The sequence below is a fragment of the Viridibacillus sp. FSL H8-0110 genome (assembly GCF_038003565.1).
GTDB lineage: Bacteria > Bacillota > Bacilli > Bacillales_A > Planococcaceae > Viridibacillus > Viridibacillus arenosi.
Map to the genome: position 1 here is coordinate 1590397 of NZ_JBBOPJ010000001.1, position 24358 is coordinate 1614754.

The 24358-nt window shown below is 34.0% G+C and carries 21 protein-coding genes and 9 pseudogenes; 25 read left to right on the plus strand and 5 right to left on the minus strand.

Features of this window, described 5'->3' with window-relative positions; all coding sequences use genetic code 11:
* Positions 1-370 precede the first annotated feature (370 nt).
* Positions 371-1372, plus strand: a complete 1002-nt coding sequence (locus MHH98_RS07825; RefSeq protein ID WP_340712411.1) for a phosphotransferase enzyme family protein — start codon at positions 371-373, stop codon at positions 1370-1372.
* Between the two features lie 270 nt (positions 1373-1642).
* Here the strand turns inward: MHH98_RS07825 and MHH98_RS07830 are convergent.
* Positions 1643-1888, minus strand: a pseudogene (locus tag MHH98_RS07830) (MBL fold metallo-hydrolase); the annotation flags it as partial.
* Between the two features lie 350 nt (positions 1889-2238).
* Between MHH98_RS07830 and MHH98_RS07835 the strand changes: the two are divergent.
* From MHH98_RS07835 to MHH98_RS07895, 13 genes and pseudogenes are all read left to right on the plus strand, one after another.
* On the plus strand, positions 2239-2727 hold the full coding sequence (locus MHH98_RS07835; RefSeq protein ID WP_038185684.1) for a VOC family protein: 489 nt from the start codon (positions 2239-2241) through the stop codon (positions 2725-2727).
* 680 nt (positions 2728-3407) lie between these two features.
* Entirely contained in the window at positions 3408-3581 is a 174-nt protein-coding gene (locus MHH98_RS07840; RefSeq protein WP_157059193.1) for a hypothetical protein, read from the plus strand.
* Positions 3582-3870: 289 nt separating this feature from the next.
* Positions 3871-4125, plus strand: a pseudogene (locus tag MHH98_RS07845) (FadR/GntR family transcriptional regulator); the annotation flags it as partial.
* A 218-nt stretch (positions 4126-4343) separates the two neighbouring features.
* A pseudogene (locus MHH98_RS07850) lies at positions 4344-4598 on the plus strand (FadR/GntR family transcriptional regulator); the annotation flags it as partial.
* A 218-nt stretch (positions 4599-4816) separates the two neighbouring features.
* A pseudogene (locus MHH98_RS07855) lies at positions 4817-5071 on the plus strand (FadR/GntR family transcriptional regulator); the annotation flags it as partial.
* A gap of 218 nt (positions 5072-5289) precedes the next feature.
* Positions 5290-5544 (plus strand): annotated as a pseudogene (locus MHH98_RS07860) (FadR/GntR family transcriptional regulator); the annotation flags it as partial.
* Positions 5545-5762: 218 nt separating this feature from the next.
* Positions 5763-6017, plus strand: a pseudogene (locus MHH98_RS07865) (FadR/GntR family transcriptional regulator); the annotation flags it as partial.
* 218 nt (positions 6018-6235) lie between these two features.
* Positions 6236-6490, plus strand: a pseudogene (locus MHH98_RS07870) (FadR/GntR family transcriptional regulator); the annotation flags it as partial.
* A gap of 218 nt (positions 6491-6708) precedes the next feature.
* Positions 6709-6963, plus strand: a pseudogene (locus MHH98_RS07875) (FadR/GntR family transcriptional regulator); the annotation flags it as partial.
* 218 nt (positions 6964-7181) lie between these two features.
* Positions 7182-7830: pseudogene (locus MHH98_RS07880) on the plus strand (FadR/GntR family transcriptional regulator).
* A gap of 12 nt (positions 7831-7842) precedes the next feature.
* Positions 7843-8691 (plus strand): acetyl-CoA carboxylase, carboxyltransferase subunit beta, encoded by an 849-nt coding sequence (gene accD / locus MHH98_RS07885; RefSeq protein ID WP_340712413.1) that lies wholly within the window; start codon positions 7843-7845, stop codon positions 8689-8691.
* Positions 8684-9640, plus strand: a complete 957-nt coding sequence (locus tag MHH98_RS07890; RefSeq protein ID WP_283868104.1) for an acetyl-CoA carboxylase carboxyltransferase subunit alpha — start codon at positions 8684-8686, stop codon at positions 9638-9640. Before accD ends, MHH98_RS07890 begins: the two co-directional genes overlap by 8 nt.
* Before the next feature lie 645 nt (positions 9641-10285).
* Positions 10286-10840: a hypothetical protein gene (locus tag MHH98_RS07895; protein ID WP_340712415.1), complete on the plus strand. Its 555-nt coding sequence runs from the start codon at positions 10286-10288 to the stop codon at positions 10838-10840.
* Positions 10841-11006: 166 nt separating this feature from the next.
* On the opposite strand, the gene MHH98_RS07900 is transcribed toward MHH98_RS07895, so the two are convergent.
* The gene (locus tag MHH98_RS07900) at positions 11007-11435 is read right to left on the minus strand and encodes a hypothetical protein (protein WP_340708866.1); all 429 of its coding nucleotides are present in this window, start codon (positions 11433-11435) and stop codon (positions 11007-11009) included.
* Between the two features lie 952 nt (positions 11436-12387).
* Between MHH98_RS07900 and MHH98_RS07905 the strand changes: the two genes are divergently transcribed.
* The 8 genes from MHH98_RS07905 to MHH98_RS07940 all read left to right on the plus strand — a co-directional run bounded on the left by MHH98_RS07905 (position 12388) and on the right by MHH98_RS07940 (position 19950).
* Positions 12388-13701, plus strand: coding sequence for a hemolysin family protein (locus tag MHH98_RS07905; protein ID WP_038185670.1), 1314 nt, complete (start codon positions 12388-12390; stop codon positions 13699-13701).
* A 420-nt stretch (positions 13702-14121) separates the two neighbouring features.
* Positions 14122-14700, plus strand: a complete 579-nt coding sequence (locus MHH98_RS07910) for a YitT family protein (protein ID WP_038185666.1) — start codon at positions 14122-14124, stop codon at positions 14698-14700.
* Positions 14701-15006: 306 nt separating this feature from the next.
* Complete coding sequence (locus MHH98_RS07915; protein ID WP_038185651.1) at positions 15007-15708, plus strand: response regulator transcription factor; 702 nt, start codon at positions 15007-15009, stop codon at positions 15706-15708.
* Complete coding sequence (locus tag MHH98_RS07920; protein ID WP_038185650.1) at positions 15705-17186, plus strand: HAMP domain-containing sensor histidine kinase; 1482 nt, start codon at positions 15705-15707, stop codon at positions 17184-17186. Before MHH98_RS07915 ends, MHH98_RS07920 begins: the two co-directional genes overlap by 4 nt.
* Positions 17161-18234 (plus strand): LolA family protein, encoded by a 1074-nt coding sequence (locus MHH98_RS07925; protein ID WP_038185647.1) that lies wholly within the window; start codon positions 17161-17163, stop codon positions 18232-18234. The genes MHH98_RS07920 and MHH98_RS07925 overlap by 26 nt, the downstream gene beginning before the upstream one ends.
* 59 nt (positions 18235-18293) lie before the next feature.
* On the plus strand, positions 18294-18584 hold the full coding sequence (locus tag MHH98_RS07930) for a hypothetical protein (RefSeq protein WP_076034629.1): 291 nt from the start codon (positions 18294-18296) through the stop codon (positions 18582-18584).
* A 521-nt stretch (positions 18585-19105) separates the two neighbouring features.
* Positions 19106-19417 (plus strand): RNHCP domain-containing protein, encoded by a 312-nt coding sequence (locus tag MHH98_RS07935; protein WP_053416095.1) that lies wholly within the window; start codon positions 19106-19108, stop codon positions 19415-19417.
* A 110-nt stretch (positions 19418-19527) separates the two neighbouring features.
* Positions 19528-19950, plus strand: coding sequence for an NUDIX hydrolase (locus MHH98_RS07940; RefSeq protein ID WP_076065879.1), 423 nt, complete (start codon positions 19528-19530; stop codon positions 19948-19950).
* A gap of 26 nt (positions 19951-19976) precedes the next feature.
* Here the strand turns inward: MHH98_RS07940 and MHH98_RS07945 are convergent, their stop codons facing one another.
* Both MHH98_RS07945 and MHH98_RS07950 read right to left on the minus strand, forming a co-directional pair.
* A complete protein-coding gene (locus MHH98_RS07945) occupies positions 19977-20336 on the minus strand; it encodes an MATE family efflux transporter (RefSeq protein ID WP_076034626.1) in 360 nt (119 codons plus the stop codon).
* Positions 20337-20554: 218 nt separating this feature from the next.
* A complete protein-coding gene (locus tag MHH98_RS07950; protein WP_051448729.1) occupies positions 20555-20938 on the minus strand; it encodes a MarR family winged helix-turn-helix transcriptional regulator in 384 nt (127 codons plus the stop codon).
* A gap of 614 nt (positions 20939-21552) precedes the next feature.
* Here MHH98_RS07950 and MHH98_RS07955 point away from each other — a divergent pair.
* On the plus strand, positions 21553-22017 hold the full coding sequence (locus tag MHH98_RS07955; protein ID WP_038185623.1) for an SMI1/KNR4 family protein: 465 nt from the start codon (positions 21553-21555) through the stop codon (positions 22015-22017).
* A gap of 146 nt (positions 22018-22163) precedes the next feature.
* Here MHH98_RS07955 and MHH98_RS07960 read toward each other — a convergent pair whose 3' ends face one another.
* Positions 22164-23186: a DUF2332 domain-containing protein gene (locus MHH98_RS07960; protein ID WP_340712418.1), complete on the minus strand. Its 1023-nt coding sequence runs from the start codon at positions 23184-23186 to the stop codon at positions 22164-22166.
* A 125-nt stretch (positions 23187-23311) separates the two neighbouring features.
* On the opposite strand from MHH98_RS07960, the gene MHH98_RS07965 reads away from it, so the two are divergent.
* Both MHH98_RS07965 and MHH98_RS07970 read left to right on the plus strand, forming a co-directional pair.
* Positions 23312-24109 (plus strand): GNAT family N-acetyltransferase, encoded by a 798-nt coding sequence (locus tag MHH98_RS07965; protein ID WP_076034624.1) that lies wholly within the window; start codon positions 23312-23314, stop codon positions 24107-24109.
* A gap of 23 nt (positions 24110-24132) precedes the next feature.
* The gene (locus MHH98_RS07970) at positions 24133-24348 is read left to right on the plus strand and encodes a hypothetical protein (RefSeq protein ID WP_076065882.1); all 216 of its coding nucleotides are present in this window, start codon (positions 24133-24135) and stop codon (positions 24346-24348) included.
* The last annotated feature ends 10 nt before the right edge of the window (positions 24349-24358 follow it).

The window sequence follows — 24358 nt, forward strand, 5'->3', positions numbered from 1 at the left end:
AACCTGCCCCTTTAGTAGAATAAGAAAATAGAGTTGTGACGTATAAAATATACATTGAAACGATGTAGGATTTATATTTAATAATTTTTAAACAACCGGTGCAAGAGTTGCTGAACAAACATGGTTTGGAAGCTTTTTATCTTATTGTAGTAAGTCTTATTGACCTATCAGGGCAGAAATTACAAAAGAGGTATTTGCTATTTTATGTATAATTAGTATATATATAGGGCTATTTAGTTTTTATAGCCGAAACTTAAGGAAGGGGTGACATATTGAAAATGATAGAATTTCAAAATAGCATGCTAATGAGAGGGATTACTTCTTAACTAAGGTTTAATCCTCTCAAAGGTAATGGGAGGAAAAATAAAAGATGATGAATTTAGGAAACATGGTAAGAGGAGTGGCTTCTGATGCAGTCGCTCAGAGTCTCGTTCAATTCTGGGAATATGACGAGGGAACTTTGGAGTTGTGGCGTGCAAGTTCAAACTTTGTGTATGCTTTTGAACGTAATCAAGTTCAATATTTTTTGAGATTTAATTTTGAGCAGGATAAATCTATTGAACAAATAAAAGCTGAGTTAGAGTTTATACATTATTTACAATTAAATGGATTTCCATCGGTAACACCAATTCAATCAATAAGTGGAGAACTAATTGAAACACTAAAAACACCAGAAGGAACGTATAGTGCCGTTGTCTTTAGTGCAGCAAACGGAATCAATTTGGATGCCGATACAATTACTGCAAAACAGATGGAGGAATGGGGTAGATCACTTGCCTCACTTCATTTTTTGTCAAAAACTTTTGAGCCAGTGTCTGAAAGAAGAAAGAGTTGGCTGGACACAGTACAATTCATGGAAAGTGTATTTAAAAAGCATCCAGGAGAACAAATAGCCCTTCAAGAGCTAAGTAGGGTGACGAATTGGCTTAAATCGTTACCTACTAACAAAGATGTGTTCGGATTGATACACTATGATTTTCAATTGGATAATATCTTTTTTGAAGAGGATAAGGACCATAGTTTCAATATAATCGACTTTGATGATGCAATATATCACTGGTATGCACTTGATATTGTAACAGCACTTGGTGATTTTATTGACGATGACAATCCTCATTCAAAAATACTGATTCAATCTTTTTTGAACGGATATCGTTCCAAAATGGATTTAGAAAATGATGCAGTGGCTCAATTTCCGCAGTTTCAAAGATATGCAAACTTATATAAGTTCTCCAAAATATTAAAGACTTTGGATTATGGTGAAATAACTGAAACGCCATCTTGGTTTGTTGGATTGAGGGGTAAATTAGTTCGTGTTGCAGATGAATTAAGACAAAGCTTTCAAAAACCATGGCAAAAGGATAACATGTAATAAATAAATAAGCCATTCCAAACTTTTGGAGTGGCTTTTACTTTTATCTTATAAATAACTGTACAGCTCGAAAAATAGGAATTGAGTCCTCTTAATAAAATGAATTATAAAGTAGAATTATTTTATTTAGATAATTATGTTAATTTTATTATAGGGATTGTGAAAAGATGTACTTAAACTAACAGGGCAGTTTAGTTGAATAAGAGCTTCAACTGTCATGGTTATTTCTCCTTTTATTTATTAATAACTACATTGGTTGTTTGTTTTATTTTAAAATGTGTAAGATTCGAAGTCATCTGGCACTAAAACATTAGAACTGATTCCTTTTTCTTCAATAAAGCTTTTTAATTCTTCTCTGGATAATCCCCAATGGTTTACAGCTTCCATGTGAACAGCAATAATTTTTGCGTCTGGAGCAGCCTTAACTACCTCATAGACATCATCTTTCCCCATGATGAGAGAACCGCCCTCAAAGTATTGATTATCTCCAGCATTTACCACGATGATTTCTGGTTTAATTATCAATTGTTATTAATAAGTATTAATGCTAGATTTATGAAGAAATATACTTCAACTAATGGGTGCTTTAGTAGAATATCTTGGAGCTGTAGGTTTGAAATAAAGTCGAGACGTTTGTAAAAAAGTTGCGATGTTTTTCCCCTTTGGATATGGTTATCTAAAGGGGATTTTTATAATGAAGGGAAAGAACATCTGAATTAAAAGGTGGATTAATGAATTGTTAATTGAAAATAAATTGTTCCGTTAAAGGGACAGTTTGTTGAATAAAGAGGAAAAGCTATTAAGCAATCGAGAAGAAATCTTTAGGAGACATATGTGATGAAATTAGGGAAAAGGTGGTATGAGATATGAAAATCCATAGAATAGATCATGTAGGTATAATCGTCAATGATCTTCCTGCCGCGAAAGCGTTTTTTCTTGACTTTGGCCTTGAAATGCTGGGTGAAGGAAAAGTGGAAGGCGAGTGGGTGGAGCGGATGGAGCGATTAATAGGGCTTCAAGACGTTAAAGAGGAAGTTACAACGTTGCGAACGTCAGAAGGTGACGCAAATATAGAACTAGTAGTGTTGCGAACGCCAGAAGGTGACGCAAATATAGAACTAGTAAAATTTCACACACCATCAGATGAAAATGGCATACAGCGTCCTTTAGCAAATACTCTGGGTATCCGGCATATTGCCTTTGCTGTTGAAGATATTGAAGCCCTTGTTACCAAATTGACAAAGATAGGCGCAGAACTTATTGGTGAGATACAAAACTACGAAAACGCTTATAAATTATGCTACGTTCGTGGGCCAGAAGGAATTATTTTGGAGCTGGCTGAGGAAATCAAATAAAACATCCAATCTTTTTTTATCAAAACAGCAATTATACCGTTTTATAAAAAAAGTTGAATGTTTATTCAGCCGACTATTCAAACCGTTTTTTTGAGGGACTTCTATGAGTTTTACTCAAACTTATTATAAAAACACAATCTGCATTTACAAATGAAGAATCCATTTCGATCAATCTTTTATCAAAATGGATTGGATTCAAGGAACATTTTTGAACAAATTTTATTTCTTCGCTACAGGAGCTGTTCAGACAGCTCTTTTTTTATTCAACTAACGGGGCAGTTTAGTTGAACAAGCAATATGGAAGGCTTATATCGATACAGTAATATGAAACTAATGGGAAATGTAATCGTATATTATTTATTGAGATTTTGGGGGCGAATTTGATCCATAATAATTGAAAAACCCAGTTTCCATTATCTTTGGGAAAACTGGGTTTTTATTCATTTAAATTCTGAACTAAGCATTTGTGAAAAAGTCCCCATACCATAACCCCTAGTAAAAAATCCCACCCTCAAATGTAGAATTGAAATAAAGTTGCGATGTTTATAAAAAGGATACGATGTTTAAAATAAAGTCGCGACGATTATAAAAAAGTTACGATTAATAACCCTGGGTATTGGCTCAGTGGGCCACGTCCGGACGATGCCAGGTACGTGCTTTCCTTGTAGGTCGCCGTTTACATGCTTCAGGATGAGTTTGGAACGGTTTCTGTAACCTTATTCCCGCAAGTTTTTCATCTTGTTCAAGAGCTTTTACTAGAAGATGAATTGCTTTACATTGAGAGAACGCTTGAAAAGCGCTTTGGTAGACCTCAAGTGAAAATAAAATATGCACAAACGACGAAAAGAATATGAAATTGAAGGGAATTTTAGAAACTGCATAAATTTTTATGCAGTTTTTTCTTTACTTTCAAATAATTATTTTGTAAGATAAAGCCAACTTCAAAAGTGGCCAGACCACTTTTGAATTCATTCAGTAAGAGACGCCATCATCTGAAGGTGGTGGATTTTGTTTCTTTATAGTAGGTATCCAAACACCTACTGAATGAAGATAAAGCCTTTGGATGCATTGTTTATCTGCGCGAAAGGAAAGCGACAGCAATAATTATTCCAAGGCGAATAGATTGACCGAGGAGTTGATCGTATGGATAAAAAAACCGAACAAAAGAAAGTGTTTTTAGATATCGTCCAACAATTACGACAACTTATTAAAATAGAAAAAATACAGGCTGGTGAAAAGTTACCTTCCGAAAGAGTCCTTTCAGAACGTCTAGGTGTCGGGTGATCCTCTGTGAGAGAGGCATTGCGAAGTTTAGAGTTATTAGGTCTTATTGAAACGAGACATGGGGAAGGTACGTTTCTAGCTTCTACACAAAAGCATCAGCTCGTAGAAATTTTGTAAGATAAAGCCAACTTCAAAAGTGGCCAGACCACTTTTGAATTCATTCAGTAAGAGACGCCATCATCTGAAGGTGGTGGATTTTGTTTCTTTATAGTAGGTATCCAAACACCTACTGAATGAAGATAAAGCCTTTGGATGCATTGTTTATCTGCGCGAAAGGAAAGCGACAGCAATAATTATTCCAAGGCGAATAGATTGACCGAGGAGTTGATCGTATGGATAAAAAAACCGAACAAAAGAAAGTGTTTTTAGATATCGTCCAACAATTACGACAACTTATTAAAATAGAAAAAATACAGGCTGGTGAAAAGTTACCTTCCGAAAGAGTCCTTTCAGAACGTCTAGGTGTCGGGTGATCCTCTGTGAGAGAGGCATTGCGAAGTTTAGAGTTATTAGGTCTTATTGAAACGAGACATGGGGAAGGTACGTTTCTAGCTTCTACACAAAAGCATCAGCTCGTAGAAATTTTGTAAGATAAAGCCAACTTCAAAAGTGGCCAGACCACTTTTGAATTCATTCAGTAAGAGACGCCATCATCTGAAGGTGGTGGATTTTGTTTCTTTATAGTAGGTATCCAAACACCTACTGAATGAAGATAAAGCCTTTGGATGCATTGTTTATCTGCGCGAAAGGAAAGCGACAGCAATAATTATTCCAAGGCGAATAGATTGACCGAGGAGTTGATCGTATGGATAAAAAAACCGAACAAAAGAAAGTGTTTTTAGATATCGTCCAACAATTACGACAACTTATTAAAATAGAAAAAATACAGGCTGGTGAAAAGTTACCTTCCGAAAGAGTCCTTTCAGAACGTCTAGGTGTCGGGTGATCCTCTGTGAGAGAGGCATTGCGAAGTTTAGAGTTATTAGGTCTTATTGAAACGAGACATGGGGAAGGTACGTTTCTAGCTTCTACACAAAAGCATCAGCTCGTAGAAATTTTGTAAGATAAAGCCAACTTCAAAAGTGGCCAGACCACTTTTGAATTCATTCAGTAAGAGACGCCATCATCTGAAGGTGGTGGATTTTGTTTCTTTATAGTAGGTATCCAAACACCTACTGAATGAAGATAAAGCCTTTGGATGCATTGTTTATCTGCGCGAAAGGAAAGCGACAGCAATAATTATTCCAAGGCGAATAGATTGACCGAGGAGTTGATCGTATGGATAAAAAAACCGAACAAAAGAAAGTGTTTTTAGATATCGTCCAACAATTACGACAACTTATTAAAATAGAAAAAATACAGGCTGGTGAAAAGTTACCTTCCGAAAGAGTCCTTTCAGAACGTCTAGGTGTCGGGTGATCCTCTGTGAGAGAGGCATTGCGAAGTTTAGAGTTATTAGGTCTTATTGAAACGAGACATGGGGAAGGTACGTTTCTAGCTTCTACACAAAAGCATCAGCTCGTAGAAATTTTGTAAGATAAAGCCAACTTCAAAAGTGGCCAGACCACTTTTGAATTCATTCAGTAAGAGACGCCATCATCTGAAGGTGGTGGATTTTGTTTCTTTATAGTAGGTATCCAAACACCTACTGAATGAAGATAAAGCCTTTGGATGCATTGTTTATCTGCGCGAAAGGAAAGCGACAGCAATAATTATTCCAAGGCGAATAGATTGACCGAGGAGTTGATCGTATGGATAAAAAAACCGAACAAAAGAAAGTGTTTTTAGATATCGTCCAACAATTACGACAACTTATTAAAATAGAAAAAATACAGGCTGGTGAAAAGTTACCTTCCGAAAGAGTCCTTTCAGAACGTCTAGGTGTCGGGTGATCCTCTGTGAGAGAGGCATTGCGAAGTTTAGAGTTATTAGGTCTTATTGAAACGAGACATGGGGAAGGTACGTTTCTAGCTTCTACACAAAAGCATCAGCTCGTAGAAATTTTGTAAGATAAAGCCAACTTCAAAAGTGGCCAGACCACTTTTGAATTCATTCAGTAAGAGACGCCATCATCTGAAGGTGGTGGATTTTGTTTCTTTATAGTAGGTATCCAAACACCTACTGAATGAAGATAAAGCCTTTGGATGCATTGTTTATCTGCGCGAAAGGAAAGCGACAGCAATAATTATTCCAAGGCGAATAGATTGACCGAGGAGTTGATCGTATGGATAAAAAAACCGAACAAAAGAAAGTGTTTTTAGATATCGTCCAACAATTACGACAACTTATTAAAATAGAAAAAATACAGGCTGGTGAAAAGTTACCTTCCGAAAGAGTCCTTTCAGAACGTCTAGGTGTCGGGTGATCCTCTGTGAGAGAGGCATTGCGAAGTTTAGAGTTATTAGGTCTTATTGAAACGAGACATGGGGAAGGTACGTTTCTAGCTTCTACACAAAAGCATCAGCTCGTAGAAATTTTGTAAGATAAAGCCAACTTCAAAAGTGGCCAGACCACTTTTGAATTCATTCAGTAAGAGACGCCATCATCTGAAGGTGGTGGATTTTGTTTCTTTATAGTAGGTATCCAAACACCTACTGAATGAAGATAAAGCCTTTGGATGCATTGTTTATCTGCGCGAAAGGAAAGCGACAGCAATAATTATTCCAAGGCGAATAGATTGACCGAGGAGTTGATCGTATGGATAAAAAAACCGAACAAAAGAAAGTGTTTTTAGATATCGTCCAACAATTACGACAACTTATTAAAATAGAAAAAATACAGGCTGGTGAAAAGTTACCTTCCGAAAGAGTCCTTTCAGAACGTCTAGGTGTCGGGTGATCCTCTGTGAGAGAGGCATTGCGAAGTTTAGAGTTATTAGGTCTTATTGAAACGAGACATGGGGAAGGTACGTTTCTAGCTTCTACACAAAAGCATCAGCTCGTAGAAATTTTGTAAGATAAAGCCAACTTCAAAAGTGGCCAGACCACTTTTGAATTCATTCAGTAAGAGACGCCATCATCTGAAGGTGGTGGATTTTGTTTCTTTATAGTAGGTATCCAAACACCTACTGAATGAAGATAAAGCCTTTGGATGCATTGTTTATCTGCGCGAAAGGAAAGCGACAGCAATAATTATTCCAAGGCGAATAGATTGACCGAGGAGTTGATCGTATGGATAAAAAAACCGAACAAAAGAAAGTGTTTTTAGATATCGTCCAACAATTACGACAACTTATTAAAATAGAAAAAATACAGGCTGGTGAAAAGTTACCTTCCGAAAGAGTCCTTTCAGAACGTCTAGGTGTCGGGTGATCCTCTGTGAGAGAGGCATTGCGAAGTTTAGAGTTATTAGGTCTTATTGAAACGAGACATGGGGAAGGTACGTTTCTAGCTTCTACACAAAAGCATCAGCTCGTAGAAATTTTGTCGATGTTTATATTAGAAGATTAAAAAAATCAAAAAAAGGATGTCGAATTAACGCGACAAATTCATGAAAAGGAAGCCATTCGCGTTATAAGTTGTACAGTGACTCTGCGAACACTACCTGTGTGGGACAGTTTTTTTGTAAAGCTAGAGTTAGAGGTACGATTAATTGTCTGGATGTTTTACGAGAAATAATCATCACGTCAGAAATCGTTTTTCACTAAAAGTCTGGTTTCAATTAGCAGTTTATGCCGGTGACCGTTTAAATCGAAACTCAACAGAAGAAGAAAAATTAATCATTCAAACTATGTTGAAATCGATGCAGCTTGGCTATGAAAAAGAAGCATTAAAAGCTCTTACGAACCAAATGCTGAACAAGGCATTTAGACAAACATAGGGGGAGTAAAACATGGCAATACGTAGCTTATTTAGTAAAAAGAAAGAGGACGGACAGGAAAAGGGATTTCCAGAAGGACTTATAACAAAATGTCCAGAATGCCGTCACATTCAGTTAACAAAGGAATTAGAAAAAAATCATAAAGTGTGTACAAAATGCGACCATCATTTCAAAATGACTGCACAGGAGCGCGTAACATATTTCTTAGATGAAGGTTCATTTGTTTCAATGGATGATCATTTACAAACAAGTAATCCACTAAATTTCCCTGATTATGTAGAAAAAATTTCAGTGGCTAAACAACAAACGGGATTAAGCGAAGCTGTACTGACTGGGTTAGGTACTCTTGATGGAGAAGAAATTGTTGTAGCAATTATGGATTCTCATTTCCGTATGGGCTCAATGGGCTCCGTTGTAGGAGAAAAAATCACACGTGCCGTTGAAAAAGCTATTGAATTACGTGTACCTATTATTATCTTTACTGCTAGTGGTGGAGCGCGCATGCAAGAAGGTATTCTATCATTAATGCAAATGGTAAAAACGAGTGTGGAATTAAAACGTCATAGTGAAGAAGGACTATTATTTATTTCGATCATGACGCACCCTACATACGGTGGCGTTTCAGCAAGCTTTGCTTCTGTTGGAGATATTAATATTGCAGAACCACAAGCATTGATTGGCTTTGCTGGTCGCCGTGTAATCGAACAAACATTAAGAGAAAAATTACCAAATGATTTCCAAAAGTCAGAGTTTTTACTAGCGCATGGTCAGCTTGATGCAATCTTCCATCGAAAAGATTTACGAAACCAAGTAGCAATGCTTGTAAAAATGCATACAAAAGGCGTTGTGCAACATGTCTAAAAATTTAGCTTTTGAAGAACCAGTAGTACAATTACGAGAAAAAATTGATGAATTAAAAACGATTGCTACAGAGGCAGATGTAGATATGACAAGCGAAATCGAAAAGCTTGAAACACGTCTAACACAGCTAGAACAATCTATTTATGCCAATATGAAGCCATGGGATCGTGTACAGGTTGCTAGACATCCAGAACGACCAACTACTTTACAATATATAGAAGCTATGTGTGAAAACTTTATTGAGTTACATGGAGATCGTACATTTGGTGATGATGCAGCTATTCTTGGAGGAATTGCTCTCTTTGAAGAACAGCCCGTAACAATTGTTGGACATCAACGCGGAAAATCAACTAAAGAAAATATTCGACGAAATTTTGGTATGCCACACCCTGAAGGATATCGTAAGGCATTACGCTTAATGAAGCAAGCTGAGAAATTTAAGCGCCCAATTATTTGTTTTATTGATACAAAAGGAGCCTATCCGGGTAAGGCAGCCGAGGAACGCGGCCCAAGTGAAGCCATTGCTAGAACTCTCTCTGAAATGGCGATTCTAACAGTACCAGTTATTAGTATTGTTATTGGGGAAGGCGGAAGTGGGGGTGCCATTGCATTAGGGGTAGCTAATCGCGTCTTTATGTTAGAGAACTCAACGTATTCGGTTATCTCGCCTGAAGGGGCTGCATCGATCTTATGGCGAGATGGTAGCCTAGGGAAGCAAGCTGCAGAAGCAATGCGTATAACAGCACCTGACTTAAAAGAGCTCGACGTTATTGATGGAATAATCCCTGAAATAACTGGTGGAGCACACCGCAATGTTGCGAAGCAAGCATCTTATATAAAAGAATGTATAAGCGTAACACTAAAAGCATTGAATTCTCTAAATGGCGAACAATTAATTGAAGATCGCTATGAGAAATTCAGAAAGATTGGACAATATACAGAAGTTTAAATTCATTTTTAGGTTATTGGACATGTGAATTTGTTCGTAAAGAGATAAAAAATGTTTCTTAAATAAATTAATATCCTAATGATGGAAGAAAAAAGAGTTGTAGTTTGTAAAAAAGATTGATCATTTATAATAAAGTTCGATTATTTGTAATATAGTTTGATAAAAATAACTTCGCATTTAAATAAAACCCACGCATTTTGATCAAACTTTTTTCAAAATGCGTGGGTTTCTTCTATTATAAAATCAACGATTGCAACAAACTTTTAATCAAACTTTATTCCAAACCAACATCAAAAAGATAATCGATAGCAAAATTACATCAATAATAGTAGAATCTTATACTAAAGATTATCTTTTCATTCTTTAATTACACGGGAATTGTCTGGATTTTTGACACCTACATCAAACTTTGAAACAGTTTTTTGGGGCAGTTTAGTTGAAGAAGGAACTTTCCATTCATTAAAGAATTTTTTCTTGCTACCGATAATGATGCGTTATGTAAACCTGACATTTATGGAATATACACCTATATTTATGACAAATCACTTCTTTCAAATGATAGGAATTTTATATCTATTATTTATAATTTACGTTATGGTACAATATGTAAATTAATTACAATGCTTTCTAAAAGGAGGATATATAATGAAAGAAACGAAACTCGTATCATTAGCAATACCTATTCTATTATTAGTAGGTTGTGCGGTAGAAAATAAAGAGTCTACTCCTAAGACTGAGCAGTTAAGTAAATCAACAATGAAAACAGTAATATCAGAGAAACAGTATCCCTATTATATTTGTGAACAATTAGTAGAGTTTCAATACATGAAGGATTTATTCATAGTAAACTCGATGAAAGCTATGGAAGACAAAGAAAAAGAAAAAGATATTTTAAAAACAGCAAACAAGATGGATAAGATTTTAGACAATATGGAATATATAAAAGTTCCTGATAAATACAAAGACATTCACAAAGACATACAAGTAGGGGTAACAGATGCAAGAAAAGCAACAAAGCTTATTAAAGACACTAGTAAAGAGGATAAACCGAATATGCAAGAAGCTGTACTAAAAAGTACTCCACATTTATCAGGTGTAGATGGAGAAAATTGGAAAAGTGCACTTTATGAGTTAAGTAAGGAAAACAAAGATGCTTATGGTAAAGCACTTGATAAATTAATGAAAGAACATGCGGAATAATATAGTACCATACAACAATTATAAGGGAGTTATGCGTAAAATTAGTTCTTCAACTAACGGGTGCTTTACTACAATAAGGAGTAGGACCATTAATGTGTTCCCATCCTAATGGAGAAATAATGTTTCAATAATTTTTCATTAGGATGGGAATTAAATAACTATAAAACTAATCTTTTTTAACTGTATATCTAACTTGTTTAAAGGTAACTATGTCCCCATCTTCAGTATCATCTATAGTTTGCAAAAGTTGAACTTTTGGCTTGTAGTCAGTCCTATGAGCATCTTTGATACCATTAATGTCAAGTTTGTAGGATTCATCATTTTTTATTTTTTGTTCAAATACTTTTTTATTGGCAACAAAAATAAAAATCACTTTATTTTCATCAATTCCCTCAGTCATAAATTCTAATTGATTATCTTCTGTTGTAATCGTGGGTGTTAATAATTCAATACTTCCGTTTCCAGTTTCTCGTTTAGTAGCAATTTCAATAGCGGCTCTATCACTTGAATCTAAAGAATCTTCTATTATATCTGAACATCCGGATAATATGATTCCAGCAAATAGAATAAAACTTAATCCAATTATCTTTTTCATAAGAACATCCTCCCCCAAAAAAATAGTTTTTGTCAGTCGTCAGTAAGGGAATGAATTGTCATACCCAACACGTTAACATAGAACATAGATAATAAAATGTAAACTTCTAACAATTATATAATAATTAGGGGTATCTTATTTTTGCATTCTGACGGGCCCCTATATAGATAATTCTTATGATCAAATTATAAAAAAATGTACTTAAAACAAGGATGGAGAATTATATCATAAGTAAATACGATTCTTTAGTAAGATTTTCTTTTCTTCTTCAACTAGCGGGGGCTTAATTGGAAGATAGTTAAGCTGTTCAGAAGGCTCATTTTTCTTCTTCAACTAAAGAAGCAGGAAAGTAAGGAGTTACGTTTATTATAAATAAAATTTAAACAATAGTAATTTGTACGTCTATTGTGCTAATAATTTTGGGGTGCATTAGTGGAATAAGGAGATATAAAATAATCAATCTTTTTTATGCTGTAGATTTATACAAAACTAAAAATGTTCATGATAATGTTACAATATTTTGAAAAATATTAAATAGTATTTTATAAAATTGAAGGCATATTAATAGTTAGACAATTCTCCAATGTGATAGAATAAATCATACTTTGAAAGAGGTGAGACTATTGGGAAGGCGATATTTAATATTATCCACGTTGCTAAACTAAAAAAACTGTCCCTGAATACGATGGATTACAACGCTCGCTTTCTTTATATTGTCTATATTCTAAGTATACATTTAAAAACATGTAAACTATTAGGTAAAAAACAATACTCTATAATATAAAGAATAAGTAATATAAAAAAAGCATAAAGTAGCCTTAATACTTGAAACGACAATTCAAAATCAGAAATGTAGTTTTACTTAGTATTGGCTATTAGTTAGTGTCCATTGTTCAAAATTATCTTAGTCATATATCATCACGGAGGTGAATCCCTTTTTAAAGGGAAATAATTGGACATAACAATCATTACGAATTTAATATTTATAACCATCTTAATCATACTAACGGCTTTCTTTGTAGCTTCAGAGTTTGCTGTTATTAAAGTACGAATGTCAAGAATTGATCAGCTAATTGAAGAAGGAAATAAAAAAGCGATCGCTGCTAAAAAAATAGTTTCAGATTTAGATTATTATTTATCGGCCTGTCAGCTTGGTATAACTGTAACAGCTTTAGGGTTAGGTACTCTCGGAGAGCCTACAGTAGAGAAACTTCTGCATCCAGTCTTTGATTACTTCGGGATACCAGCAGCTATGTCAACTGTAGCTTCTTACGCTCTTGCGCTAATGATTATGACGTTACTTCATGTTGTATTAGGGGAGCTTGCTCCAAAAACATTGGCGATTCAGTATGCTGAACGTTTGACGTTACTACTAGCGCCAGCATTAGTTGCTTTTGGTAAAATATTCTTCCCACTTATCTGGTTCATGAATGGAACATCTCGTGCGTTACTTCGCTTAGTCGGTGTTAAACCTGCAAGTCATGAACAGGCCCATTCTGAAGAAGAACTGCAGATTATTATGACGCAGAGCTTCCAGAGTGGAGAAATCAATCAAACTGAACTAACATACTTGCAGAACATTTTTGCATTTGATGAGCGCGTAGCAAAAGATATCATGATTCCTCGTACTCAGATGGTTGTTTTAGATAGTGTAATGGAAAAAGAAGAAATTCTACAAATAATTGATGAGCATCACTTTACGAGATACCCTATAACAGAAAATGGGGATAAAGATAAGATTATTGGCGTAGTAAATACAAAAGAAATGGTAACGAAATATGCACTTGGTAAGGAAACAACATTACAAGAGCATATTCATAAAATACCGTTTATTCTTGAAACCGCGCGATTACAAGATGTACTATTGAAAATGAAGAAGGATCAAATTCATATAGTAATAGTTATTGATGAGTTTGGCGGAACTTCGGGTATTATTTCAATGGAAGATATTCTAGAGGAAATCGTTGGTGAAATCCGCGATGAATTTGATGATGATGAAATTCCAGATATTATCGAAAATAGCAGAAATGAATATTTAATTAATGGCCGCGTCCTGTTGGATGAATTAGAGAATCGATTTAATATCACATTTGAAAATACGTTTAATGTTGATACAATCGGTGGATGGATACAAGCAGAAATGTTGCAAGCAGACGGTAAGCAAGTACCAATACATCGAGAAAATCAGCAATGGAAAATCGCAAAAAGCGATAATCATCAGATATTGCAAGTATCTTTAAAATTACAAAGTGAAGTTACTACTTAATGAATATAATAAACAGTAGTTGTTAAACTAGCTCTTAGAATTTTATATTGAAGAGTAGAACAATCAATACCATTAGAAAAACTGAATACAAATATTAAGAAAAAAGAATCCATTTTGGTCACTAGTTTATGCCAAAATGGATTCTTTTTATTTGTAGCCGAATATTAGAAGAAAAAAAATCTAAAGATAGTCATTTTATTTAATATGAAGTTTTAAAACCAAATTTTATAATCAATTGCTGCAAAAAACACTGTTAAAAGTATAGGTAATATTATTGTAATTTTGAAAGTTTTGGTAGTGTGATGGGCCCTAACCATTGTCATAATCATATTTACAAAAAATGATCTATTCCTCTAGATTTACATTTTTAGTTAGATTTTCGCATAAAGTATTTACATGTTCAATTTTTGGGGGAATTCTATGTATTTTATAAAAAAAAGTATTGTTATAGTTGTTGGGAGTATTTTAGTATCCTTAGGAATTAATTTATTCTTAGCTCCATATGAGGTATTAGATGGTGGAATTATTGGAATAGGTTTAATATCTAATTATTTATGGGGACTACAAACTGGATTCATCATAATACTTTTAAGTATTCCAATATTTATTATTGCATGGATTTACTATAGAGATTACTTTTATAATAGTTTGCATGGTCTGCTTGTTTCCTCCTTTTTTATAGATATTTTAGAGCCCTTTGATTATCTTGTACATATTGATCCCATTTACAGTTCGATAATAGGGGGAGTTTTTATAGGTCTTGGTATTGGTCTAATGTTAAGGTATAAGACAAGTACAGGTGGTACAGATTTAATAGCTCAGTTTTTAAGTGATAAAACGGGAGTCAATGTTGGGATACTAATATTCATCATTGATTCATTCGTTATCTTAATGGGGGGCCTCTTACTATCTTATGATACTTTTTTCTTGTCTATCATCACGATACTTGTTGTTGGGATGACTACTAGTTTTTTTACAAGAACAATGGTACAAACTTGAAATGTTGTAGAAGGATATCTCTCCTCCGTACAATTGGCTTACGAGAATTACTTAACTGTTTAAATAACTTATGGTATTAGTCATAAAAAATGTTAAAAGTAAAAAATCCATGTTGACAGTTGTTATAGTCAAAATGGATTTTTTTGTTTGTTATATAATTTTCATATAATAATTTTTGATTTCTACTGTATTATGGAAGGTTTCACTTTAAAATGGAAATAGTTGTGTTTTTGTAATTATAAAGAATTTATTAAGTTTCAAAAAAAGAGATTTGGCTATGATACATTGTTTTCAGGAGGAATCATTATGAAATGGCAGTTATTACTTGTGGAAGATGACATTGAAATTGCACGTGTTGTACGTGATACATTTTTGCGAGAAGGATACGGTATTGCTTGGGCAACGACGGGGTTAGAAGGCTGGGAAGATTTTCAGAGCAACACGTATGACCTTGTATTGGTTGATCTAATGCTACCAGAAATGGATGGACTAACACTATGTCAAAATATCCGTTGGAAAAGCGATGTTCCAATCATCATTATTAGCGCTCGTAAAGAGGATGAGGATAAAGTAGAGGGCCTACATTTAGGAGCAGATGATTATTTAGCGAAACCTTTTAGTTTGGCAGAGTTAAAGGCAAGAGTTGAATCCCAACTTCGTCGTTGGCGACGCTATCAAGGAGTTCCAGAAACTAATGTTATAACAACATTTTCGAATGGTTTAACAATCGATTTAAAAAACGAGAAAATTTACCGCCATAACGAGGAAATCCATTTAACACAAAAAGAGTTCGCGTTACTCACTGTAATGGTACAAAATCCACAACGAGTTTTCTCGAAAAGTGAGTTGTATCAGCATATATGGCAACAAGTAGATGCAGACGGTTTACAAACCGTTACCGTTCACGTCAAAGGCTTGCGTGAAAAGTTAAACGATCCTGTCAAAAATCCCTATTTTATTCAAACCGTGTGGGGGAAAGGCTATCGTTTTATAGGTGAACCATTATGAAGCTGAAAACTTGGTTATTGCTGTCTTATTTTATCGTCATGATCCTCCCTTTAGCTGCAGCCTACGCACTTTTTGCATCGGTTAACGCTTATCATGAAGATCGCAACGTAGAAGAGTATTTTGAAAAGTGGACAGAGCTTCAGCAAATATCGACTGTATTAAAAGATCCGAAACTGTATGAACAACGGATTGAAAGACCACAAGTTGAGGAAATAGCGAATGCACAAACTGCTATTATTCTATACCGTAATGATGGACTTCCATTGTATAATTCAGACCCTCTTGTGAACTCAGTGAGCATGTCAGAATCTAAAGAATCACTGTATAAAAACTTATTTCAATTTGAAAATAATTATCGTAATTACTCGTATAAGGAACCTGTTTTTTCAGGAAATGAATTAGTCGGTTTTTTTGAAGTCAGTTTAGCAAGAGATGAGTGGATTGATGGTGTTAATAATCGTACTTGGACTGTCATTGCTATTTTTATCGGTATTTTCTTTATCATTTTCATAAGTGTTTCAGTCCTAGTTAATCGCAAGTTAAACAAAAGACTAACGCTATTGATGAAACAAATGACGGCATTTGCTAGTAGTGAAAAGGTTGAAGATATGCAAACCACAAACGATGAAATAGGCGAGCTAACGTCGAGCTTTTACAGTATGCGTAAGCAAATTGAAGAAGCGAGAGAGAGAATTGCTAAAGAGCAACAGGAAAAAGAATATATGATTGCGACTATTTCACACGATTTAAAAACACCTTTAACTTCCATTCGAGCGTATGCAGAATCATTGTCAGCAGAACGAAATTTAGTAGATGAAGAGCGTGAGGAATACAGGGAAATCATCATAAACAAAGCAAATTATATGCAGCAAATGTTAGATGATTTACTTATGTATACCTTATTACAATCGTCAACATATGAAATGGATCTTGTTCAAGTAGAAGGCAGTGAGTTTTTTGACATGTTGTTATCTGATTATGAACCATTATGCTATGACAAAAACATTACATTAGAAGTGCAAAGTGAAATAGAAGGCATTTTTAATGTTAATCCAAAGCAGCTTATGCGTGTAACAGATAATCTAATGAGTAATGCGATTCAACATACACCAAAAGAAGGAGCTATTTGGCTAGCAGCGGTATCTTCAGAAAACTTACCTAAGTGGGTTTTCCCTTATGTTACACAAGAGCTGAAGTTAGATGGACCACTACTAATCGTTCAAAATAGTGGTGAAGGAATTGACAAAGAAGCGCTTAATCACGTGTTTGAACCATTATTTCAAGCAGATGTAGCGAGAAGTAAAAAAGGTGTAAGTGGTACAGGACTTGGACTTAGTATCACGAAACAAATAATTGAAAAGCATGGTGGCAGAGTGCAAATGATGTCCCATAAAACAATAGGAAGTTGTGTCATATGCAAGTTCCCTACATTAGAAGGAAAAGGTGATAATAATGAAAACGATATTAAAAACGTTTAGTTTAATAGGTGTCATGACAATTGGTTTAGTTGGTTGCACTACAGAAGAAAGTCAGTATTCACCGGAGCAAGTAATTCAAAACACATTAAAGGACTCCAAACCAGTAGGTCCTTACTACGGAGAATATGACATGACAATTTCAAATGAAAAAATGCATGTTAAAGAATGGATTGGCGAAGATAGCAAACGACGCATTGAAATTAGTGATGAAAAAGGTAAACAACAATCACTTTCAGTAAATGACGGTGAAAACATGACAAGTTATGATCAAGCTCAAAATACAGCTATTGTAATGTCGATAACAGATGAATTAAAAGATATTTCTCAATCTTCACCAAAGGAACAAGCTGAACTATTGTTAAAAGCAGTCAAGGATACGCATGATATAGCACTTAAAGGAGAAGAGAAAATCTTAGATCGCAAGACATATCATTTAGTTGCTAAAGGAAAAGGAGAAAAAACGCTTTTCGGTGATATAGAAATGTGGGTTGATAAAGAAAATTGGATGGTGTTAAAAACCAACATTTCAACTGTTGGTGGAGATACACAAATGGAATACACAAAAATCGATTTTGATGCAAAAATACCTGACAGTAAATTTAAACTTGAATTGCCAAAGGATGTAAAAATACAAAAACTTGATAGTACGATGAAATCAGAACAAATAACATCTGATGAACTTCCTTCTGTATTCAAAAAAGCATATCTCTATTTTCCGGAAAAAGGTAAATTAAAGATAGCTAAAATTGAAGTAATGGATGTGGTTGATCATAAGGAGTTAGCTATTGAGTATGAAAAGGATGGAGTAGTTTACTTCTCGCTTTCAGTTTTCCCAACACAAAAAGATATGGGAGAAAAAACAGAAACAATTCCTGGAGAAAAACAAGTGAAAGTTCGTGGACAAAAAGGTTCTATCATGGAAATGAAAACTTTCCGAAGCGTTTCTTGGTCAGAAAAGGGTTTTAACTACACAATCATGCCAACGAATCCGGATTTAAAAATGAAAGAAATCTTGAAAATGGTTGAAGATATGAAATTAGTAAAATAGATAAATCTATTAAACCGTTAGCAGCTGAAGTTGCTAACGGTTTTAAAGGGGTTTTTAAGTTGAGTTATGACTTTATTTGGCTAGGCTTCTGTATTTTAATAGCTAGTTATTTAATAGGGAATGGTTTGAAAAACTTCGGCAATCCAAATGCAAAGAGTTTACTGGATATACTGAATGATGAAGAAGAAATTGAATTAGTCTCTGCAAAGGAATTACACGTATTTTTAAATGTACCAAAAGAAGCGACAAGTAATTTTATTTACGAGCATCCAGAGGTACCATTTATTGAAATGAATGGACATATCTTTTTCCAGAAAAAAAGGATATGTGAATGGTTGGAGAAGCAATAACTTTGTATGTATTGAAGAGAATTTATAGACCTTTCATGAGCAAGAGATTATAATAGATGATTCATTATCATGTAATTTACATATGAGCACCAAAGGAAACAAATTAGGTTCCTTTTTAGTTGGTTAAAGAAAATATTAGGGAAAATTTTACATCGTTCTGTTATAATTAAATTGAATACTTTGAACATAGTGAGAGTTGGAGTGGTTTTATTAAATACATGTATAAAAGTGAGCGTGCGTTCTAGGGGACGATGCCTTTGTCAGTGATTGAAAAAGAACACCTACTAGTGGAGGGTGGCGTTGACTGTCCTACAGTGGTTGATACAAATACATAAAGTCAATCGAGGTCCGGATCTTGAGATGAAAAAAGCTCAAGTGAAGCAGGAACTAGAAGTAATCGCTTCGTAAATCGAGGCGGTGAATGGGTCCATTTTTTTCAAAAGCCTGAAGCTACAATTTGTAGTAAAAACGAACGGAACCCTTTCTCCATAGATGAAAATAACATCTTGGAGGAATGGCACGTGAGCAGAAAAACAGAAAATACAGCATTTCAATGTGAGCAATGTGGCGCGCAAATTGAACCATTAACAAATGGAAGCTTTCGCAATCATTGTCCTTACTGCTTATATTCAAAGCATATGGATGAAAAGCCAGGTGACCGTGCAAGTGTATGTAGGGGGTTAATGGCCCCTATCGGTATGGAATACTCGAGTAAGAAAGGGTACCAACTGATTCATGAATGTCTACAATGTGGCAAGGTAGGTAAAAATAAAGTAGCAATAAATACGACTCAAGAAGATCAGCTTATTTCTTTTATGAAATCGGTGGTTTAATAAATCTACTGTGTTCAAAGTTTTTTTATCAGTATAAATAATACTGGGCAAATAAAAGGATATTCTGAATAGGGAATCCTTTTATTTATTTGTTAAGAAGGGTGATAAAAATGATAAACGAAAATGAAATTATTGTAGCTGTTAAAGGCATTATTTTAAATGAAGGAAAATTATTGATTGTCCAACGAGATCATAATGATGAAATCGGTGGGGGTACTTGGGAATGCGTTGGGGGAGAAGTAGAGTTCGGAGAAGATTTAGAAGCGGCATTAGTACGAGAAATTAAAGAAGAAGTAGGTATAAATGCCACTGTCTTGAATATTTTATATGCCACTACTTTTAACACCATTGCAACAAGACAAGTCGTTATTTTAGCTTACTTATGTAAAGCCATAGATAAAAAAATAGTTTTGTCCAAAGAACATATTGCATATCAGTGGTCAACAAAAGAGCAAGCGAGGTTGTTATTAGCACCCGAAATCATTAGTGATTTTGAGAAAAATAGTGTTTTTTCTTTGAATGAATGGCATTGATACATATTGTTAAATTATGCCTATCTTTAGACTGCTAGATATTTATAGGTTGCAGCTCTAACTAATTGTTCTAGAGCAAAATTCAAAATAATAAATGGTGATCCAATAAGCGTGACCGTGACATAATCTTTCGTATAGTCAAATGAAAGACTACTTGCTCCGCGCCAAGTAATGATTGTGTTAACTAATGGGAAGCCCAAGATAATTACAAATATCCCTAATAATAAACAACCATAAAAAGAAAGTGAAGATACATGTTTAATTTGCTTATAATCTTTTTCCCCTAAAAGTCTTGATATATAAGTAGCTCCACCAACCCCAATTAGACTACCAAATGCCATAAGAATGGCGAAAACAGGTAACGTTAATGTTATCGCTGCAAGCATTTATGAGTTATTGAGCATGCCAATGAAATATGCGCTTTGAATGGAATACACAGCATCATAGGTACGGAGAAGTGAGCAACTGCTTTATGGATCGAAGCCTTTTCAAAATAGTAGATGTTTTCGTTGTCCATCTATAATCACCTCGTTCTAAATTAGTATATCGTTTGAATTCTAATTAATTAGATATCTAACTAATTAATTATAAAAACTGACATTAATCAGCTTTTATAATCAAGATTATTGATTACTTTATCTAACATGTTGGATAAAGCATCTTTTTCCTTATCATCAAGACCGTTTACCATAGTAGTTTCCATTTCTTTGAAAAAATCATTGAAATCTTCAACCAGATTTTTACCTTTAGGCAGTACATGAATGATTCTTCTACGTTCATCCTTCATATCTACTTTTCTTTCGATAAAACCCTTTTTTTCTAAATTGTGTACAATACTACTAATGGTTGATCCTTTTCGTTGGAAAGCACGTTCCATATCCTTTTGTGAGATACCTTCATCTTCATGCTGGAATAGATAACCGATGAAACGAGCCTGCTCTAACGTTAAATTATAAGTTTCTAGTTTTTTATCCCCAATTGTTTTCATTCTATGGCCAATTGTAATGAATTGATGTTGAAATGTTACGTCTTTAATAATTAATCACTCCAATTAATTAGAATTCTAACTAATATTATATTAGTTGATTTGCAGTGTCAAATATTGATGATTTAGATTTAAAAATCAAGGGGGAATAATGGGGAATTATAGATTTAACATTATTAAGATGGTTAGTAAAAAAGAATATGTATTTTAAATTTTAAATTATTCATTTCAAATTTAAAACTACATCCACAGGTACAGAAAGTGTGGAAATTACAATTAGTTAAATAAAGATAAATATTAATAGGTGAATTTCCAGTTTGTTTAGTTACAACTTAGAAATCGCCTATTTTTTATTGAGAATTCGGTAATTGGGTAATAAGGTTATCAAAAACTGGAGCTTATTAATTTTACATATAAATTTTAATTAGCTCCGTTTGTCTGCAGGTTATTTAAACCACTTTTAAGAAATATTAATATGAAAAAACTCTATTTATAAGTGAATTTCTATACAGTGAAAAATTTTCTTTAAAACAAGTAGTGAATATACTAAATGCTGCATAGAATATATTAAGGATAAACTTAATGTGAGATTATGAACTGGTGGGGGATGATAGAAAATGAGATTATCATCGTATGAAGCTGCTAAAGAGTTAATATTAGCTGAACAAGAAATAGCTAGTTTTGTAGGACCTCAGCCGAGCAATTTACTTGAGCAAATAGAGAAAGTCTTGGGATTGGAAATAATAGGTTCATATAGAAGTTTCTTGGAAACGTTTGGTGCGGGAATCTTTGCAGGTGTTAAAATTTTGGGTATTTCCAGTGATGATTTCGAGATTCCTTCCATGTTAAATGGTATTAATTATACATTAACATTGAGAAAAGAAGTTGGCTTGCCTAGTAATCTCTTAGTTATTTATAATCCGGGAAATGGCGAACTATTCTGTTTAGATTTCAATCAAATAAAGGCAGGGGAACCAGAGATTGTTTCTTATATGCCAGCTTTAAGCATGGGTCTAGAATACGATGCGATTGCAGATAATTTTGGTGAGTTTTTATATGAAATAGTCTGTGATGAGTTGTAAAACAAGAAATAATCGAATATTTAATACTCTCTATTAATGAGAAATTAAGTATACCATTACGCATTATTTAAGGATTAATTATAGATAAAACTAAAATTTACGGAAAAAGAGGAACTGTCTAATCACACAGTTCCTCTTTTTTGTATTTAGCCCCATACAAACCAACGTGCATGTCCATCAGGACGTTCAAATATATGTTCATCACAGATTTCTTTATAAAAATAATCACGGTGCAAATCTGCATCAAATAGATTGTTGTAGATATGATAAATCTCTCTTTCAGTACTAATTGTCTGCAAATTTTTCACCAATTGCTCTTTTTGAACTAAAGGTATTTGATTTGCAACATGGGTGTGGAACACGCATATAATAGAATCTTTATTTACTTGCTTTACAATGTCTTCTAATAATTCCACGGCATTACCGTCTATTAGTTCAATTTCTAAATTTTGAATAACATTTGTCGCTGCATTAAATAATTTACGGCGATCTGTATGTTCCGGCCAAATTAGAGCATTTAACCAGGCCACATCGTCTGCATTTTTCACGTTATTTGTGTGTAAATCGATGCCAACTCTTTTACTAATAATTGGAGGTGTTTTAATGGACTCTGGTAATGCTTTCCCCTTATTAGTAGATTCTATAAGTACGCTAGATTCGATTTTTCCGATAAGGTTACCTTCATTATATTGATAAGCATATTGGTCTAATCCAAGTTGAAGGCCTGCACTTGTACCTATTTCAATCAGTGTTAACGGTTTGTTGTGCTTAGCAAAAATTTCGGTAAAAATGGGATAAAGGTAAGCACATCGTCTGACTTCATTGGTTTGTACCAGTTTTGTTTGAAACAACGATATTAATGAATCCCAGTGTTCTAGGCAAAAAGCTTTGAAATGTGGAAAAGCCTCTTCTGGATTTTTTGCGTTCGATACAAAGCTTGGATAATAAGTGCGTAACTCTACCGAATTTGAATTATTTAGTAAATATTGTACACTAGCAAAAAGTAAATTTGGCTTCGGTTGATCTTGTGGGATATGACTAGACAATTCTAATATAGCGTCATCTTTAGCAATTTCATAAGATAAACATTCATATAAACGACTAGACCCAGCACATTCCTTTTCAGCAAATATAGTAAAATTACGACTGAGTTTTTCTGAAACGATCATATTTTCACCGTCCAATCTTAATAGTTAATAGCTTATTCTGTTATAATAAATATACATAATATTCATATTTTAGTAAATTAAATCATGTGAAAGAATTATATATATAAATGAAAAGGGTGAAAATTATGAGGAAAATTTCAGACATTGTTATGCAAAGTGAAAATAATACGTTAATTTCTCGATTAAATACGTTTAAGTCCAAAAATAATAATGAATTGGGTTCTCAAATGAAACAGTTTGGCTCGACTATTGCTTTTCAAGTACCACGTATATCTGGAACAGCATTTAATACTGTAAGAAATTTAAATGAGGAAGATTATATTTACTTAAATGAAATAGTAGATTGGTATAAACAACAAAATATGGACTTTCAAATTGAGGTAGCACCGCAAAATGCGAGTAAAGAGTTGTTTCATGAGTTACGTAAACATGAATTTATTCAAACGGGTTTTCATGCATCTTTCATTGGAGATGTTAAGGAAATAGCAAATAGTTCATGTCAAATAAATTGCGAAATTCAGTTCTTACAGAAAGAGGACTTTGATGATTTTGCAGAAGTCTATGTTAAAGGTTATGGATTACCTGAATTCATCGCGGATGGTGTTAAACAAAATAATGAGAGTTTGTATGAGATTGAAGGCTGGCAATTCTTTAAAGCCGTCAAAGATGACAAAATGGTTGGAATTGCAGTGCTATATATACAGGATGATATCGCTACATTAGCAGCTGCAACAACACTGCCAGAATATCGTGGACAAGGAATTCAAAAAGCGCTCATTAAAGCAAGAGCACAGTACGCCTTAAAGCAAGGGACTATATATATGACAAGTGAAGCAAAATTCGAAAGTATTAGTCATGCTAATATGGTGAAAAGTACGATGGATGTAGTATATACAAAGGCGATTTACAATAAGTACAATTAGTAATGTTACAGGTAGGTGATTGTTTGAAAAAGTACTTCTTAATGGTTGTTTCAATAACAGTATTCCTGACAATAGTATGGCAATTTTGGTATATCTATCAGCCTAGAACTGGACCGCTTGGAGAAAAACTATTACCTGAGTTAAGTAGTCCGGTCTTTTGGTCTGGAATCTTCTGTAGCTTTTTAGTGTCTGCTTATGCATTTTCACATGCTATCGATTTATTTAAACGTGGTAAGTAGAAAGGTGAGT

Excerpts from the sequence above, each read along its gene's own strand:
- MHH98_RS07840 (WP_157059193.1), top strand. The coding sequence starts at position 3,408 with ATGCTTCAGGATGAGTTTGGAACGGTTTCTGTAACCTTATTCCCGCAA.
- MHH98_RS07945 (WP_076034626.1), bottom strand. The coding sequence starts at position 20,336 with ATGCTTGCAGCGATAACATTAACGTTACCTGTTTTCGCCATTCTTATG.
- MHH98_RS07900 (WP_340708866.1), bottom strand. The coding sequence starts at position 11,435 with ATGAAAAAGATAATTGGATTAAGTTTTATTCTATTTGCTGGAATCATA.
- MHH98_RS07835 (WP_038185684.1), top strand. The coding sequence starts at position 2,239 with ATGAAAATCCATAGAATAGATCATGTAGGTATAATCGTCAATGATCTT.
- MHH98_RS07955 (WP_038185623.1), top strand. The coding sequence starts at position 21,553 with ATGAGATTATCATCGTATGAAGCTGCTAAAGAGTTAATATTAGCTGAA.
- MHH98_RS07940 (WP_076065879.1), top strand. The coding sequence starts at position 19,528 with ATGATAAACGAAAATGAAATTATTGTAGCTGTTAAAGGCATTATTTTA.
- MHH98_RS07825 (WP_340712411.1), top strand. The coding sequence starts at position 371 with ATGATGAATTTAGGAAACATGGTAAGAGGAGTGGCTTCTGATGCAGTC.
- MHH98_RS07960 (WP_340712418.1), bottom strand. The coding sequence starts at position 23,186 with ATGATCGTTTCAGAAAAACTCAGTCGTAATTTTACTATATTTGCTGAA.
- MHH98_RS07910 (WP_038185666.1), top strand. The coding sequence starts at position 14,122 with ATGTATTTTATAAAAAAAAGTATTGTTATAGTTGTTGGGAGTATTTTA.
- MHH98_RS07925 (WP_038185647.1), top strand. The coding sequence starts at position 17,161 with ATGAAAACGATATTAAAAACGTTTAGTTTAATAGGTGTCATGACAATT.
- MHH98_RS07890 (WP_283868104.1), top strand. The coding sequence starts at position 8,684 with ATGTCTAAAAATTTAGCTTTTGAAGAACCAGTAGTACAATTACGAGAA.
- accD (WP_340712413.1), top strand. The coding sequence starts at position 7,843 with ATGGCAATACGTAGCTTATTTAGTAAAAAGAAAGAGGACGGACAGGAA.
- MHH98_RS07965 (WP_076034624.1), top strand. The coding sequence starts at position 23,312 with ATGAGGAAAATTTCAGACATTGTTATGCAAAGTGAAAATAATACGTTA.
- MHH98_RS07895 (WP_340712415.1), top strand. The coding sequence starts at position 10,286 with ATGAAAGAAACGAAACTCGTATCATTAGCAATACCTATTCTATTATTA.
- MHH98_RS07915 (WP_038185651.1), top strand. The coding sequence starts at position 15,007 with ATGAAATGGCAGTTATTACTTGTGGAAGATGACATTGAAATTGCACGT.
- MHH98_RS07950 (WP_051448729.1), bottom strand. The coding sequence starts at position 20,938 with ATGAAAACAATTGGGGATAAAAAACTAGAAACTTATAATTTAACGTTA.
- MHH98_RS07920 (WP_038185650.1), top strand. The coding sequence starts at position 15,705 with ATGAAGCTGAAAACTTGGTTATTGCTGTCTTATTTTATCGTCATGATC.